The 14453-nt window shown below is 52.0% G+C and carries 14 protein-coding genes; 9 read left to right on the top strand and 5 right to left on the bottom strand.

Features of this window, described 5'->3' with window-relative positions; all coding sequences use genetic code 11:
* The 3 genes from ABD971_RS36190 to ABD971_RS20265 all read left to right on the top strand — a co-directional run.
* On the top strand, positions 1 to 581 hold a 581-nt coding region (locus ABD971_RS36190), incomplete at its 5' end, for a reverse transcriptase domain-containing protein (RefSeq protein WP_345325067.1).
* Positions 479 to 1339 carry a reverse transcriptase domain-containing protein gene (locus ABD971_RS20270; protein WP_345325065.1) on the top strand — a complete coding sequence of 287 codons (861 nt, stop codon included), beginning with the start codon at positions 479 to 481 and terminating at the stop codon, positions 1337 to 1339. The genes ABD971_RS36190 and ABD971_RS20270, both read left to right, overlap by 103 nt.
* 310 nt (positions 1340 to 1649) lie before the next feature.
* Complete coding sequence (locus tag ABD971_RS20265) at positions 1650 to 2069, top strand: hypothetical protein (RefSeq protein WP_345325063.1); 420 nt, start codon at positions 1650 to 1652, stop codon at positions 2067 to 2069.
* Positions 2070 to 2159: 90 nt separating this feature from the next.
* Here the strand turns inward: ABD971_RS20265 and ABD971_RS20260 are convergent, their stop codons facing one another.
* Entirely contained in the window at positions 2160 to 2483 is a 324-nt protein-coding gene (locus ABD971_RS20260; RefSeq protein WP_345325061.1) for a hypothetical protein, read from the bottom strand.
* A 266-nt stretch (positions 2484 to 2749) separates the two neighbouring features.
* Between ABD971_RS20260 and ABD971_RS20255 the strand changes: the two genes are divergently transcribed.
* Entirely contained in the window at positions 2750 to 4051 is a 1302-nt protein-coding gene (locus ABD971_RS20255; RefSeq protein ID WP_345325059.1) for a hypothetical protein, read from the top strand.
* A gap of 517 nt (positions 4052 to 4568) precedes the next feature.
* On the opposite strand, the gene ABD971_RS20250 is transcribed toward ABD971_RS20255, so the two are convergent.
* The 3 genes from ABD971_RS20250 to ABD971_RS20240 all read right to left on the bottom strand — a co-directional run bounded on the left by ABD971_RS20250 (position 4569) and on the right by ABD971_RS20240 (position 7100).
* Positions 4569 to 5483, bottom strand: a complete 915-nt coding sequence (locus ABD971_RS20250; RefSeq protein ID WP_345325057.1) for a hypothetical protein — start codon at positions 5481 to 5483, stop codon at positions 4569 to 4571.
* Between the two features lie 1122 nt (positions 5484 to 6605).
* A complete protein-coding gene (locus ABD971_RS20245) occupies positions 6606 to 6785 on the bottom strand; it encodes a hypothetical protein (protein WP_345325055.1) in 180 nt (59 codons plus the stop codon).
* 9 nt (positions 6786 to 6794) lie between these two features.
* Positions 6795 to 7100, bottom strand: a complete 306-nt coding sequence (locus tag ABD971_RS20240; RefSeq protein WP_345325053.1) for a WYL domain-containing protein — start codon at positions 7098 to 7100, stop codon at positions 6795 to 6797.
* Positions 7101 to 8936: 1836 nt separating this feature from the next.
* On the opposite strand from ABD971_RS20240, the gene ABD971_RS20235 reads away from it, so the two are divergent.
* From ABD971_RS20235 to ABD971_RS20215, 5 genes are all read left to right on the top strand, one after another.
* Complete coding sequence (locus tag ABD971_RS20235; RefSeq protein WP_345325051.1) at positions 8937 to 9158, top strand: hypothetical protein; 222 nt, start codon at positions 8937 to 8939, stop codon at positions 9156 to 9158.
* A 398-nt stretch (positions 9159 to 9556) separates the two neighbouring features.
* On the top strand, positions 9557 to 10324 hold the full coding sequence (gene map, locus ABD971_RS20230) for a type I methionyl aminopeptidase (protein ID WP_345325049.1): 768 nt from the start codon (positions 9557 to 9559) through the stop codon (positions 10322 to 10324).
* Between the two features lie 702 nt (positions 10325 to 11026).
* Positions 11027 to 11149 carry a hypothetical protein gene (locus tag ABD971_RS20225; protein ID WP_345325047.1) on the top strand — a complete coding sequence of 41 codons (123 nt, stop codon included), beginning with the start codon at positions 11027 to 11029 and terminating at the stop codon, positions 11147 to 11149.
* Between the two features lie 1336 nt (positions 11150 to 12485).
* Positions 12486 to 12962, top strand: a complete 477-nt coding sequence (locus ABD971_RS20220; protein ID WP_345325046.1) for a SecDF P1 head subdomain-containing protein — start codon at positions 12486 to 12488, stop codon at positions 12960 to 12962.
* Positions 12963 to 13064: 102 nt separating this feature from the next.
* Positions 13065 to 13493 (top strand): hypothetical protein, encoded by a 429-nt coding sequence (locus ABD971_RS20215; RefSeq protein ID WP_345325044.1) that lies wholly within the window; start codon positions 13065 to 13067, stop codon positions 13491 to 13493.
* 134 nt (positions 13494 to 13627) lie between these two features.
* Here the strand turns inward: ABD971_RS20215 and ABD971_RS20210 are convergent, their stop codons facing one another.
* Entirely contained in the window at positions 13628 to 13909 is a 282-nt protein-coding gene (locus ABD971_RS20210) for a hypothetical protein (protein ID WP_345325042.1), read from the bottom strand.
* Between the last annotated feature and the right edge of the window lie 544 nt (positions 13910 to 14453).

Here is a 14453-nt window from a genome sequence, read left to right as displayed (position 1 = left end):
CCACTCACAGAAGTGGAACGCCGGTGTATGATCGACTGGATCGCATCACCACGAGAGCGGAGGGCGACGCATCAGCGACGTTTAGCAACCTCTTTTCGTTGCTCAACACTGAACTGCTGTTCTACGCTTTCCGACGACGCAAGCGAGACAAAGCACCGGGGATCGACGGGGTCACGGTGGACGATTACGAAGAGAATTTGCAAGGCAACTTGCAAGCTCTCGAAGATCGAATCCATCGCGGTAGCTATCGTCCTCAGCCGAGTTTACGCCGAGACATTCCCAAAGGAGACGGTAAAACGCGACCTCTAGGAATCGCTTGCGTGGAAGATAAGATAGTCCAGCGGGCGATCGTCATGGTCTTGGAACGAATCTACGAGGTGGATTTTCATGATACCTCGTACGGTTACCGCCCCAAGCGAAGCTGCCACCAAGCACTGGCCGATCTGGGCCAGACAATCACACGCCGGCGAGTCAACTGGTGCTCGACGCGGACATTAAAGGGTTCTTTGAACACGTTGATTTTGGGAAGCTCCAAGAGCTTCTCGGGCGACGTATTGAAGACTCTCGTATGCTGCGGCTGATCACCAAGTTCCTGCACGCCGGAGTGATGATTCAAGACAAACGTTACGCCACCACGGAAGGCGTCGCGCAGGGTTCGGTTCTTTCTCCACTGCTAGCCAATGTGTACTTGCACTACGTGCTGGACGAGTGGTTCGAGCAGCAGGTGAAGCCTCGTCTCAAAGGCGAGGCCTCGATCATTCGCTTTGCGGACGATTTTATCTGCACGTTCGAGCGAGAATCGGACGCGTTGCGTTTTCGTGAGGTGTTGACCAAACGTCTTGGTCGGTATTCGTTAGAGTTAGCTGAGGAGAAGACGAAGTTGCTCCGTTTCGGCCGTTTTGCCAGTCGCGATTGCCAGCGGTCCGGTGAAGGGGCTCCGGGCACATTCGACTTCCTTGGCTTCATGCATTACTGCGGCACAAGCCGCGCTGGAAAGTTCAAACTGAAACGGAGAACATCGGCAAAGAAGTTTCGATCGAAGATCCGCGAGCTCAAAGACTGGTTCCGCTCCAAGTTGACGACGCCGCACCGCGAGGTCTGGCCAACGTTGGTCCGCAAACTCCAGGGACACTTTCAGTACTACAATGTCAATGACAATTGGGAGATGCTGATGAAGTTCCGGGAGGCGGCACGAAAGTTAGGTCTTCGTTGGATGCGTCGTCGTAGTCAGAAGGGACGAAATCTCAGTTGGGAAGCTTACGGACTCTACCTCGAGCGACACCCGTTGCCGAATCCGGGGCAGATTACGGACTTGATTGCGATGGGGAGTGCAAAGTGATGCCAGGTGAGAGGTGTCGGCTGGGAGCCGGATGCGTTAACGGCGCCAGTCCGGTTCTGAGAGGGTTCGGTGATCAATTGGACAAGGATCAAATATTGTGGCACCACAAAGGAGAAATCCGTGGCAAACCGTGAACACAAAGCGTATCCTAACATCCGAGAGACTCCGTTCTACTCGCCCTGCGGGTCGGTGGTTATTTTTCACAAATGGATGCTCATGCCCCGATCCCCGCTGATCCGCGTCGTTCGCCGGCTGGACAGATTCGCTTGATCGCGCAGCATTTACTCCACCGCTCAAACAGGACAGCGACTTGCCAAAACTTCGCATCTTCGACCTTCTTGTCGCGATCGCGATGTTGGCATTGCACTTTGCCCAATACCGGATGCTGTCCCTGGGCACCGACGCAGAAATTGCCGGATTGCTTAATTTGACTCCAACGCTCATCGTCGCGTGGGTCCTTTTTCGTTCACGGACCTCGATTCCCCTTGCGACTCTGTTGCACTACTGTGTTTCGTTGGTTTGGGTGTTCGTCAATACCTATGCCCGCGAGATTGCGCTCAATGCGAGAACGGGGATGAACAGCAGTAGATTCCAAACCATCCCACTGTCGTGTGCGATTGACGATATGCTTGACATGACCACTTGGTCGATTGCGTTCTCGGCGACCTTTGCAATAGTGTGTTACGCAGCAATCTCAAATCCTCGTCCTGCCACACTCCCGAAAGACTAACGCGATCCGGCGGCGAACCATACCAATGATTGCGGACGGAGCCCTCCGATTAGGAAAAGGGCCGGATTCCAAAAGGTGACACGTACGTTTTCACGTTCCACGCTTTACCGTTTGCACTCGGCTTTCCGGCATCAAGTGAATCACGCGGCGGTCGCTCGTGCTTCGGTCGATCAACATTGCTCGGCGGTCATCCAGTTTGCGATACCGTTTTGAATCGTGCTCAAACTCTTCGCCAGCGTTGACGTTGTAAAAATCGACTTCCATCTCAAAACCAGTGGGTGCACGAAAAAGATGACGGGCCCCATCTTCGCGGTCATCGTAGGCCGGGGGGTGCGTACCGTCAAGCATCAGGCGGCCGCCTCCACCAAAAGCGATTTTAATTTGATTGTTGCGGCATCGTAACGAGTCAGTCATATAGGCTTGTGATGCAGAAAACCTTGACATTCCCAGGCAAACTGTCCGTTTGTGAGACTACGGATTGCACTTCCCTTTATGAATATCCTACGGGTGTGAGAGCTTGACACTAGGATTTCAGAGGGGGAAGATTGCCTCTTTCTTCGCCGCATCGAACGATGGACGATCTGTACGGGTACGCTAAGATCGCGTTTTGCAAGACGCCGAAAGACCTTGCGCTCACGCTGACGACCCGATGAACGATCCTTAATACGACAAGAGATTGAATGCCCAATAAAAAGAAAGCAACTAAGAAGAAGGTAGCGCGTGGACGTAGCTATGACGAGCTTGCGAGCGAGGTCATCCAAAGATGTGAAGACGCGAAAATCGAATGCAAACTTGCACGCGACCAGGAAGGCTCGCAGTACCTCGCCGTCGAGATGCCAAATGGCCGAGAAGGCCGCCCACTCTACTTCTGGGAACCAGCATCAATTCAACAATTCGTGAACGCCAAATTTGAAGACTATATATTCCTCGGCGACTTTGACGCAATTGCATCACGCGAAAAGCAAACGATTGAAGCCGTACTTCAGTCGCAGAGATCGATGGCAAGTATTATCGTCGCAGATGCTTTCGGCGTTTCAACCGAGGGTGCCGAAAGCGACGATCCGGTTATCATCACTGACGAGTCGTTCGCGCCGGACTGCGAACTTAGGGCTGGTATCTGGAGTGACGACCTACATGCCCTGAATCCTGGGATTGGTGCGCTACGCGGCGGACGAAAATGGTCGATCAAAATCACTGGTATCCCATTCCAGACACACGATCAAGCGTTAAGTGTTTTGGAACGCGTTTCAAATTCGCTTTTTTTCCAGATCGATTTGAACCGTGGAACTGCACTTAGCCTTCGCCGTTTTATCAGACGTCGGCGAAAGATGGGCTCTGTGCATCGTGGCGATGCGGACGCCGCTCCCGTCTTTCCAAAAACGGAATTTGACTCTTCACCGATCACACTCTACTGGTACGCGCGTTCTGCTAGCGGAATGCCACTTCTACAGTTTCTCGCTTATTACCAATGCGTCGAATTTTATTTCCCAATATATAGCAGGTCAGTGGCTCGCCGAAGGGTTGCAACTATTCTAAAAGATCCAACATTTCGTGCCGATCGCGATTCAGATTTAACTCGTGTCATATCTGCACTATCGACTGGACCGAGAGGATTTGCTGATGAGCGATCGATGCTGCGTTCAACGATTCACGAGTGTTTAAGTGCTGACGAACTTCGGACTTACTGTGAGCAATCGGAAGAACGCAAAACATTTTTCTCGAAGAAAACCAACGGGCTTACGGATTACAGAATTCCAATCGCTAGCGACGATACCGATTTGCGTGATCACATTGCTGACCGTATTTACGATCTCCGATGTAAAATCGTACACACGAAAACAGGCTCATCCGATGAATCCGCGAATCTATTACTTCCGTATTCAAAAGAAGCAGCGTTGATGTCGCATGATATTTCGCTCATCCGGTATATAGCGCAACGAGTTCTGATTGCTGGCAGTTCAGAGCTGAAGATCGGAAAATAATAACCAGCGGTGCGCTTCACCGTTTTTTCTCGAGATCTTTTTCGCTATCAACATTGCTTGCGGCAAACCGGTGATTTCAGGCGATCGAGGGGGAGGGGCGAAAAAGGTGTCCAACACGCTTTTGCACCCGATTGTAGCGTAGCGGCGGCCAAAGACTGGACTCCAACGTTTTGCTCGTGTCATTCGTACCAACTACATTTTCTTTTGCTACAGACCTCGCCAAATCTGCTTTGACCGATCGCCGTCGTTATGAACTCTGGCCCGAACGCCGCCGGTGCTCCAAACCAATTTCGCCGGTGTGACAAACAACTTGACACGAGCCCCCGCTGGGTAAGATTTCCGGCTTGCTAAGTTTGGCCGGGGGTGACGTACTACGTGAAGGTGGAGCGTCTAATCTCGGTATTTCAGCGTCAGAGGCATTTGGGGGCAAAATTGATGGGCAATTCAATATAGGTGCGACTGTCCAACGCTCAACGTGGAAAAGGTACCAACGTGGAAAAGGTACCGGCCCCCTTTTTTATTCTGCTTCTAGTTGCTCTTGCGTGCTTCCGTACTCGCCCAATAAGTGTTCTGGAATATAGCTGCTATCATCGAGTTCGATTCCTTCCGACTGAACAATTGATTCAGCAAGCTGGTTTATCGTCCATCCCAGGCATTTCAGTGGCTCAATTTGTTTTGAAGGGGGGTGAACAGATTCGATGGTCTCAAGCACGTTTTCGATGCTGCTTAGGACGAGACTCTCGCGTCCTCGCAATCCATATCTTCGCAACGAAAATACAGACTTCTTCAAGTCCATTACTCCGACGCCGGAATAGTCATCTTGCTGTGATTCGTTGATCTTACTTAAGCAAAGTCTTAAGATCCCTACGATTTCCCTTTCCAATTCGTTCTTTCCTCGCGAATCCACTTCCATGAGAATCGTCTGCAGGTCGTGAATTACGGGATCAATTCTTTCTGCTATCCACTTAGGGTCAATTTGCTTTGATCTTTCCGCATCTGCCATTTGTTTCTTGTAAGCATACATGGTAGACAACAGTACGGCGCGAGTTTGCCGGTCAATTGCTCTAACTTGGTCGGCCATTACCAAAGCTTGAAGTTCCTGTTGTCGCGCTTGCATTTCGGCTTGTCGCGTTTGCTCACGCCAAACCACTTGGGATTCTTGAAGTTCCTTTCGTTGCCAGCGAAGTTCAATAGTTTGCAGGAAGATTGCTGCTAAGGCTCCACCTAACGCAAGACTTGAAAGAAGTGCGTTTACGTACCCATAGGAGTCACCAAATTGAGCCGCCTGTTGAAATCCGTTTTCTGCACCGGGATACCATTGTCTAGGCTTCTCTCCGATGACGTACCAGAGCAGTCCAGTGGCAATCAGTACACCGCCGACAATACTTGCGACCAAAAAACCAAACTTCCAATCGTTGTCTTTTGCGCTCACCAATCGTATCTCTTATTTAACGAAACTGTTCGAGAAATCGGAGCCGTTAGTCTACAGTTGAATACTCCGTCAGTTGCCCTTTTTATAGTCCGTATTGGACCATTTGCTTGGACGAAGCTATTTGTAAGAGGTACTCCGGTGTGATTTTCGCTCTCGCTGAGAAACACGCACTCACTGGCAAGAAGGACGTCACTTACTTTATCCGCGGATCGCCTTTGTTCCCGTTATCCATTTCAAAGTTCCCGACTAGGCGTTACTGAGCGTGGAGGCGCAAGAACTGTTAACTAGTTTTAGTTACCACTGTTAGATTTGGACAGAGTGCCTTTCAATGCATCGCGTGTCTGGTCCTTTTTCTTCGCAAAAAAAGTGCCGAAGCGATGCCGAAAAGACCAGACAGCGTAAGCCCAATGCACGTTTCGATCACATCGTATGCTCTCGAATATATTCCGATGATTCCACAGATTGCCACGATGGCGGACAATGTGACAGAGGATCCCACAACTGCGTATTTTCGAAAGTCCCACCAACGGGTTGCTTTCACGGCACGCGATCTGAGAAACTGTTCATACTCGCCTATAAGATTTAGCTCATTTTGTGATTGATAGAAGTACGCCTTCGTTGCGATACGTAAGTCAGCGTCATACACGAGCAGATCACAATACACTGCGCAAATTGGGATAGCACAAAGTGATACGTAAGCATTTGGTGTGTTTTCGCCCGTAAATCCTAGTCCGAATGCAAGCACACCTCCACAAAGTATAATTTTCCACTTCAACAGGTCGCGTTGATAAACCTGATTCGCCATCACCTCATCACGAAGCTTATTGTCTGACATGGTAGGGCCTTAATCGTTGGTTTGAGTGTGTACGACAGGAACCTGATTTTCCAAAGTTATATGACTCACATCGGGCGCAGTCAGCAGCTCGTCGTTAGTTGCTGCTGTTACTGACAAGGATGGGATTCTCCCGTGCTATAAATATTGCGTCAAGATTGGCTAGCTTGGGCAAACGTCGTTGCAACGAAAATCTCGTCAGATTTTAAGCCAGTTCACGGTTGACGAAGCCATTCATTTTTTTGGGGGCGGTGCATAATATTTTTGCGGTATAGCTTATCGTTTATGTCTTAGATGATCTTCTGTTGGCGATCATTTCTTGCGGCCATCTCGTTGATTATGATCGACATCGCGAACATGGTGATGTACCAGCCAACCAAAGACACGATTAACCAACAGCCATAAGTGCGTTTGGTTGGCGTTGGTGCGGTGCGGATCGGGGCGGCGTAGGGGTTGATTCGTTGAGGCATCGTGGTTCCCTATCTCTTGATGACGCCCTCGGGCATCAGGACGTCGGCGGCGTGGTCCAGCTCGATCGACTCGATCCGGCGGACGTCGAATTGGCGGTGCTCGCCGCGGCCGGTGCACAACGCGACGAATGTGTTGTCGTTCCGCCATCGCGTCGGGCTGACTCGGCGAACGGTGACGACGCCGTCGGCATCGCGATAGGTGATCCGGATGACCCATCGATCGGGATCTCGCATGGCCCTGCTGACTTGTTGCTGGACACGCGAGATCGCGTGGCTGCGGCCGGACGCTTGTTGGGATGACTTGATGCGGTTCATGGTTGGTTTCCGTGGGCGTTGGATGATGCGGACCGGTGGGTCGCGTTGTAAACGGCTAGCTCGTTGTCGTGGACGTGCTCGAGCAAACCTGCGTTTGGCGGTGACGCCGGCGATCGCGTGCTGGGTTGTGCCACGTGGGGCGTTGGCGGCGACCTCTTGGCGGATTCGCGGACCGCAGCTTTTTATGTTTTTGGAAGCCACCAACTTCGTCATGCACCGAGACAAGACGTAAAGAGGCGGTCGAGCCATCGCGGGAGTTCCTGCCGTCGCGTTGCGACTGCATGGAGAGTTTATCTCTGATGGCCGCAGTGCAGGCTATCTAGTTTACCGGTCTCAAATTTTCCTGCCCCTCCCCATCTTCCTGCCCAACCTCTGGTTGCACAGAGCGAACCTGCCATCACGCGGCGAATTCGATGTGATTTCGAGATAAGCTGTCCAGCATCCCGTCCTAGAAATTTTTCTGTCGCACCAATTTTTCTGTCCTCACTTGCGGTGTGAGCGATTTGGCACGCAGGAACAAGTCGGTCTCGGTGTCTGTGGATGGGCACGGCGCGACGGGGCACTCCACAGACCTCGTTCGGTGGCCATCGTGGTCTTAAGTCGACAGAAAGATTGGTGCGACAGAAAAATGAGTGTGCCACGGCGATTCGCGATTGGATTTGATCGGCCAGTGCTTCCCCATTTTCTAACCTTCCCATCTTCTAACCTTTCACTGCGTTCCAGTTACGTGGCATCGGGTTGCAGACAACTACATCTGCCATCGCGTTGCGACTTTGTGTGACGAGGCGTGTGTCGATCCACGGACTCACGTTTCGTGGCTACAGTCTACCATCGCGTTGCGACTGGTAGGACTTGATGATTTGGTCAACCGGGGTGACCGCAAACGTGGCTACCAAGTCGCCCGGTCTCAAATTTTCCTGCCCCTCCCCATCTTCCTGCCCAACCTCTGGTTGCACGGAGCGAACCAGTCATCGCGCTCCGAGTTAGGTGCGGTTTAGAGATAAGCTGTCCAGCATCCTGTCCTAGAAATATGAGACTGCCAAGGCGATTCGCAATTGGATTTGATCGGTCAGTGCTTCCCCATTTTCTAACCTCCCATCTTCTAACCTTTCACTACGTTCCAGTTACGTGGCATCGGGTTGCAGACAACTACATCCGTCATCGCGTTGCGACTTTGTGTGGCGATGCGTGTATCGATCCACGGACTCACGTTTCGTGGCTACAGTCTACCATCGCGTTGCGACTGGTAGGACTGGATGATTTGGTCAACCGGGGTGACCGCAAACGTGGCTACCAAGTCGCCCGGTCTCAAATTTTCCTGCCCCTCCCGATCTTCCTGTCCAACCTCTGGTTGCATAGAGCGAACCTGCCATCGCGCTACGAGTTCGGTGCGGTTTAGAGATAAGCTGTCCAGCATCCTGTCCTAGAAATCTTTCTGTCGCATCAATTTTTCTGTCCTCACATGCGGTGTGAGTGATTTGGACACCGTGGAACAAGTCGATCTCGTAGTCGGTGGATGGAGACGGCGTGAGAGGACATGCCACAGGTCCCGATCGGTGACCATCGTGGTATGAAGTCGACAGAAAAATTGGTGCGACAGAAAAATGAGTGTGCCACGGCGATTCGCAAGTGGGTTGAATGGCCAGTTCTTACCCATTTTCTAACCATTCTTTTTATCCCAGCGGCGTGGCATCGAGTTGCAGACAGCAACAACTGCCGTGGCGTTGCGACTTGCAGACTGTAGAATCGTTAGGCGATGTCAGTGGATAATCTGCACGCCAGTCCATGGAATTGATTAATGCTTTACGGATGGACTCAAACTGAAAGGCGACCGAAATGCCTGATAACAATAATATCGAGAAAGAGCCGGCGCTACGAAAGACGCAGTTTTCGTTGCGGTTTCTATTCAAAACGACAACGTATTGTGGTCTTCTGATCTATTGGGTCTGGCGGACGTGGGATCATCTGGGAGTCGCGATAATCATCTTGGTCCTAATGGCTCCGTTTATTTTCTTTACGGAGATTGTGGATTACCTATTGGGCGTCAAACGTTCGTGATGCAACCGCCTTGTTGACGTCTTCGGCGACGGCAGTTGATCATTAAGCGGCAATGGAGTCGCGGCGGCGATTATCGCCAATTGCATCTGCTTGCATACCAAACTGCTGTATACATATCTCTCCATTTGATCGAAGCAACACTCATTGAGGCGAATTGTCGCTGCTGGAGATTTCAGCATTGGTTACCTCTCCCGACGCTCCGCGATCGGCAGACTCATCATCTCGTGAGACTAAACCCATCGAGCAACTGCCTCTCGAACTTGACAAGGCGATCAAAGGAAATTTTCCAGATCGATGGCATGCTGGTTTAGCGGACTTGGGTAGGACTCGCTATACTCGCCGTCAAACAAGAATGGCCCGTTCCGCTAACCGTCAATGAATCGAGTGAAGGTAAAGACATGACCGTAGAAAGCCAGCGTGACGTTGACGGGGTTCTGAATGCCGGACGAGTTGTCGCTTCGGTGCGCGACGCCATGCTGAGCGCAGTCGAACCGGGAATGACGACCGCTGAACTGGATCGGCTGGGAGAAGCGTTGTTGGATCGCTCTGGAGCTAAATCAGCACCCCGAGTCACTTACAACTTCCCAGGCGCGACCTGTATCAGCGTCAATGAAGAGGCTGCGCATGGTATTCCTGGTCACCGAATTATCGAGGCGGGGGACATTGTGAATGTCGATGTTTCCGCCGAGCTTGGCGGCTATTTTGCGGATACAGGTGGCACGATCGTGGTTCCGCCTGTGGCAAGAGTCAAGGCGAGATTGTGTCATGCTACGCAGTTGGCCTTGAGATCCGCGCTAGCCGAAGCCCGAGCGGGGGCTCCAATTAACCGAATTGGAAAAGCCATCGAGCGCACGGCGGCGACACATGGGTTCAAGGTAATCAAGAATCTTGCCGGCCATGGAATTGGGCGAAGTCTACACGAAGAGCCTGAGGGTATCGTCAGCACCTATGATCGGTTCGATACCCGCCGACTACAACTCGGCCAAGTCGTCGCGATCGAGCCCTTTCTTTCCACGATAAGCACTCATGTGACCGAAGCGGAAGATGGATGGACTCTCGTCGGTCATCCCGCGAACCTTTCCGCGCAATTCGAACACACCATTATTGTGACAAAGGGCGCACCGATTGTTGCTACACTTTCTGAGCAGTGGGAAATAGGAGCATAGGTGCCATCCACCAATGTTGGTCTCTACCAATGTTGGCTTCAGTGGTCTCAGCTTATCGACGAACGTTGCTGGAATGTGAATTGATTGCTGCCAAGCTGAAACATCAACTCCGTTACCTACCGAGACAAGACGCAAATGTTCCCAGCGGGGCAATCGGACCATCGCAGCAGCACCTGCCGTCGCGTTGCGACTCTTCGCGGCGAGGTGCGTGTCGGTCCACGGACTCACGTCCGTGGCTACTACATTTCGTCGCGTTGCGACTGGCTGGACAGGTCGGATCGGATTGCTCCGATGACCTCAGTAAAAACGGTCCAGTTTCCCGGACTCAAATCTTCCTGCCCAACCCCCGGTTGCAGGGAGTGAACCTACCATCGCATCGAGAGTTTGGTGTGACTACGCGACAGACGATTCAGTTTCTCTGCCCTTAAAATGTTTCTGTCGTACCCATCTTTCTGTCCTCACTTGCATGGTCCGCAATTTTTGCGACCGGGGGCACAAGCTCGTCTCGAAGTCTGCGGAAACGCACGATACGACGGTACACGACAATGGTCCCGTTCGGCGTCCGTCGCGGTATTAAGTCGACAGAAAGATTGGTGCGACAGAAAAATGAGCCTGCCATGGCGATTTGCGGTTGGGTTTGAACGCTCAGTTCTTCCCCATTTTCTAACCTCCCATTTTTTAACCTTTCGATGCATTCCAACGATGCTGCACTGGGTTGGCGACAGCAGCACCTGCCGTCGCGATGCGACTCTGTGTGGCGAGGTGCATGTCGGTCCACGGACTCACGTCCGTGGCTACAGCCTGTCGTCGCGTTTCGACTGGTAGGACTGCTTGGAGCGTTTAACTCTGATGACTGCGGTACAGACCATCAACTTTCCCAGACTCAAATTTTCCTGCCCCTTCCCATCTTCCTGCCGAACCTCTGGTTGCACAGAGTGAACCTACCATCGCATCGAGAGTTTGGTGTGACTGCGCGACAGACGATTTTGTTTCTCTGCCCTTAAAATGTTTCTGTTGTACCCATCTTTCTGTCCTCACTTACGGTGTGAGCGATTTTTTGCGACGCAGGCGCAAGCTCGTCTCGAAGTCTGCGGAAACGCACGATACGACGGTACACGACAATGGTCCCGTTCGGCGTCCATCGTGGTATTGAGTGGACAGAAAAATTGGTGCGACAGAAAAATAAGACTGCCATGGTGATTCGCGTTCGGGTTTGAACGCTCAGTTCTTACCCAATTTCTAACCTCCCATTTTTTAACCTTTCGATGCATCCCAACGATACTGCACTGGGTTGGCGACAGCAGCACCTGCCGTCGCGTTGCGACTCTGTGTGGCGAGGCGCGTGTCGGTCCACGGACTCACGTCCGTGGCTACAGCCTGTCGTCGCGTTGCGACTGGTAGGACTGCTTGGAGCGTTTAACTCTGGTGACTGCAGTACAGACTATCAACTTTCCCAGACTCAAATTTTCCTGCCCCTTTCCATCTTCCTGCCCAACCTCTGGTTGCAGGGAGCGAACCAGTCATTGCAACGCGAGTTCGGTGCGACTGCGAGATAAGCTGCCCGGCATCCCGTTTTTTAAAATTTTTCTGTCGCACCAATTTTTCTGTCGTCATTTGCGGTATGAGCGATTTGACCACGCTGGCGAAAGTCCGGTTCGCTGTCTGCGGAAACGCATGATACGAAAATGGTCTCGTTCGGCGACCGTCCTGGTATTGGGGCGACAGAGAAATGAAAAGCCGAAAATGCGGAACGCACCATCTTCCTAGCCAATCTCTTTCTCGGGATTGACCGCCGAGCCAGGACGCTAGGTTTCCCAGGTAAATTTCTGGATGCGATCTGTCGTCGGCGAATGGGCGCGAATGTTCAAGTATTGTGACACCACGTCAGGCAAATCGGTGGCTAACTGGGAACCCAAAGCGTATCCTAAGCAGGTAAGATTTATCGATCGAAATTCCGTTGGCCGATTGGGTGAACGCTGCGAAGCATTTCGTAGCGGAACGCGTCAAAAGTTTCGGAAAGCACGCCTCATGAAACGAAAGTCTTGGCGGCTTCAGCGACGCCAAAACGACTTACACACGGCGTTTTGAGATTGAATCGCTGACCATCCCGGCTTGAGGACGGGCATCGTTATTCGCCTATCGACTTTTTTGAGAGACTATCATGTTGAAACCTCAGGTCCTACTTGCTGTTCTTGCCTGTTTGCTCGTCTGTCCGAGCGAACAACTTCGTGCTCAAGAACCAGCGTCGCTGCTTGAGTTTCGACTCGCCGACGACAACGATACGGCAGGGTGGCAGGAGATGGAAGTTCGTGGTAGCGACAAACCGATTTTTGTTTCCAACGAGGTTGCGCTGAACGGCGGCGACATCGAAAAGGTGTCCTTCTACAAAGACCGGAATGGCGATCCGTCAGTCGGGCTTACGCTGAGCCAAGATGGTGCGGAGGCAATGATAACAACGACCTCGCAAAATCGGGGTAAGAAACTCGCAATTTTGCTCGGCGGCAAGGTCGTTAGTGCTCCAGTGATTCAATCAGCAATCTCTAAGGAGGTGCAGATCACGGGGCGGTTTGATCAAGACGATTTACTCACCTTCTTTCACGCAATCGTCCTGCGCAAGTTGCCAGCAAACGGCAAATAGCGAAATGAAGAACGTGGGGTTGCCGACGCTACCTGTTTCGAAAGACGATCCGATTCCGGTGGCTTCTGATCTGCAGCGTTCTGGCAATGTGAGCTTAGTGTGATGAATCGAAGCCACCATCTTTGTCTGTTGATTCTGCTCGCGGTTGTTGCTGGGTGCGGTGGCGGCGTGCGATCCGACGTTCCAGCGGATGATTTCACTCTCCGTACGCTCCCCAGCGACGCATCCGCGATTCACTTCGCGATTAATCCGGGAATCAGGAATCCGAATTCGTACTTTGAATTCACCACTTCCGAAACTGAATTCTTGAAGTGGGCACGCCAACAGCCCAATGTTCAGCAAGCCGTCAAAACGCACTTCATCGTCTACCGGTATGCGGGCTACCCAGGGGACGCGGATGATCGAGGATCGCTGGTCGTGGAAGATGGTTATCTGTTTGAGTGGTACGACCCGTCTGACGGTGACCACGGAGAACACATTGCGTATGACAAAGCGACCGGGCGGGCCTATTATTGGAGTCACACCTTTTGACACCAACCAACTCGAAATGCTTCATCGCATTGCCTGCCGCGGCTAGCAATCACACCTCATGCCTTGAACGCCGCTTCGTTCGCTCACGGGAAACTGCATAGCGCTCCATGCGGCAATGCCTCCATACTGTTCTTTCACCGTGAAGCCCGCTTCCAACAATATGAAATATGAAAGGCCCGGCGGTCCGGCGAATGTTGCTCGCGCGATACCCACCCTTCGCTTTCAAGCGAATCTTCAAGCTCCTTCTGAGTCTTCGGGCCGTACTCGGCGACCAACGTCATGACACTGACGTGTTTGGTTTGTAGATTCAACACGGACAATTTCTCATCAGCCGTCGCAGCAATCCGCTGCGTTAGTTTGCTGATGACAAAACCGATCGATGCTCGCAGCGTTTCTGACAATTGCTCACTTATCATGATTGTCAGTGGTGCTGACGATATGGGGTGTGTCAACCCAGGTTGGGCGGCGACCGTCTTGGTAGTAAGTCGACAGAAAAATTGGTGCGACAGAAATATGAGACTGCCGTGGCGATTCGCGATTAGGTTTGATCGGTCAGTGGTTCCCCATTTTCTAACCTCCCATCTTTTAACCTTTGGCCTTACCCCAGCTGCCTGGCATTGGGTTGGTGAAGGCAACACCTGTCGTCGCGTTGGGGCTTGCAGTTCCCTGCAATTAAAATTTTTCTGTCGCACCAATTTTTCTGTCCTCGCTTGCGGTGTGTGCAGTTTGGCCACGCAGGAACAAGTCGGTCTCGGTGTCTGTGGATGGGCGTGGTGCGACGAGACACTCCACAGGTCTCGTTCGGCGACCGTCGTGATATTAGGTCGACAGAAAAATTGGTGCGACAGAAAAATGAGACAGCCGTGGCGATTCGCGGTTGGATTTGAACGCTCGTGTCGTGCTCATTTTCTATCCCTTCATCTTTTAACCTTTGGCTGTCTCTCAGTTGCACGGCATCGA

The organism is Novipirellula rosea (assembly GCF_039541335.1).
Classification (GTDB): Bacteria; Planctomycetota; Planctomycetia; order Pirellulales; family Pirellulaceae; genus Novipirellula; species Novipirellula rosea.
Note: the sequence above shows the minus strand (reverse complement) of the source record. Positions and strands in the feature narration are given on the sequence as shown.

What these genes read in the sequence shown, in the direction of transcription:
- ABD971_RS20240 (WP_345325053.1), bottom strand. Translation starts at nt 7,100, where the DNA reads ATGAACCGCATCAAGTCATCCCAACAAGCGTCCGGCCGCAGCCACGCG.
- ABD971_RS20225 (WP_345325047.1), top strand. Translation starts at nt 11,027, where the DNA reads ATGCTGCACTGGGTTGGCGACAGCAGCACCTGCCGTCGCGATGCGACT.
- ABD971_RS20245 (WP_345325055.1), bottom strand. Translation starts at nt 6,785, where the DNA reads ATGCCTCAACGAATCAACCCCTACGCCGCCCCGATCCGCACCGCACCA.
- ABD971_RS20260 (WP_345325061.1), bottom strand. Translation starts at nt 2,483, where the DNA reads ATGACTGACTCGTTACGATGCCGCAACAATCAAATTAAAATCGCTTTT.
- ABD971_RS20235 (WP_345325051.1), top strand. Translation starts at nt 8,937, where the DNA reads ATGCCTGATAACAATAATATCGAGAAAGAGCCGGCGCTACGAAAGACG.
- ABD971_RS20220 (WP_345325046.1), top strand. Translation starts at nt 12,486, where the DNA reads ATGTTGAAACCTCAGGTCCTACTTGCTGTTCTTGCCTGTTTGCTCGTC.
- ABD971_RS20210 (WP_345325042.1), bottom strand. Translation starts at nt 13,909, where the DNA reads ATGATAAGTGAGCAATTGTCAGAAACGCTGCGAGCATCGATCGGTTTT.
- ABD971_RS20215 (WP_345325044.1), top strand. Translation starts at nt 13,065, where the DNA reads ATGAATCGAAGCCACCATCTTTGTCTGTTGATTCTGCTCGCGGTTGTT.
- ABD971_RS20255 (WP_345325059.1), top strand. Translation starts at nt 2,750, where the DNA reads ATGCCCAATAAAAAGAAAGCAACTAAGAAGAAGGTAGCGCGTGGACGT.
- map (WP_345325049.1), top strand. Translation starts at nt 9,557, where the DNA reads ATGACCGTAGAAAGCCAGCGTGACGTTGACGGGGTTCTGAATGCCGGA.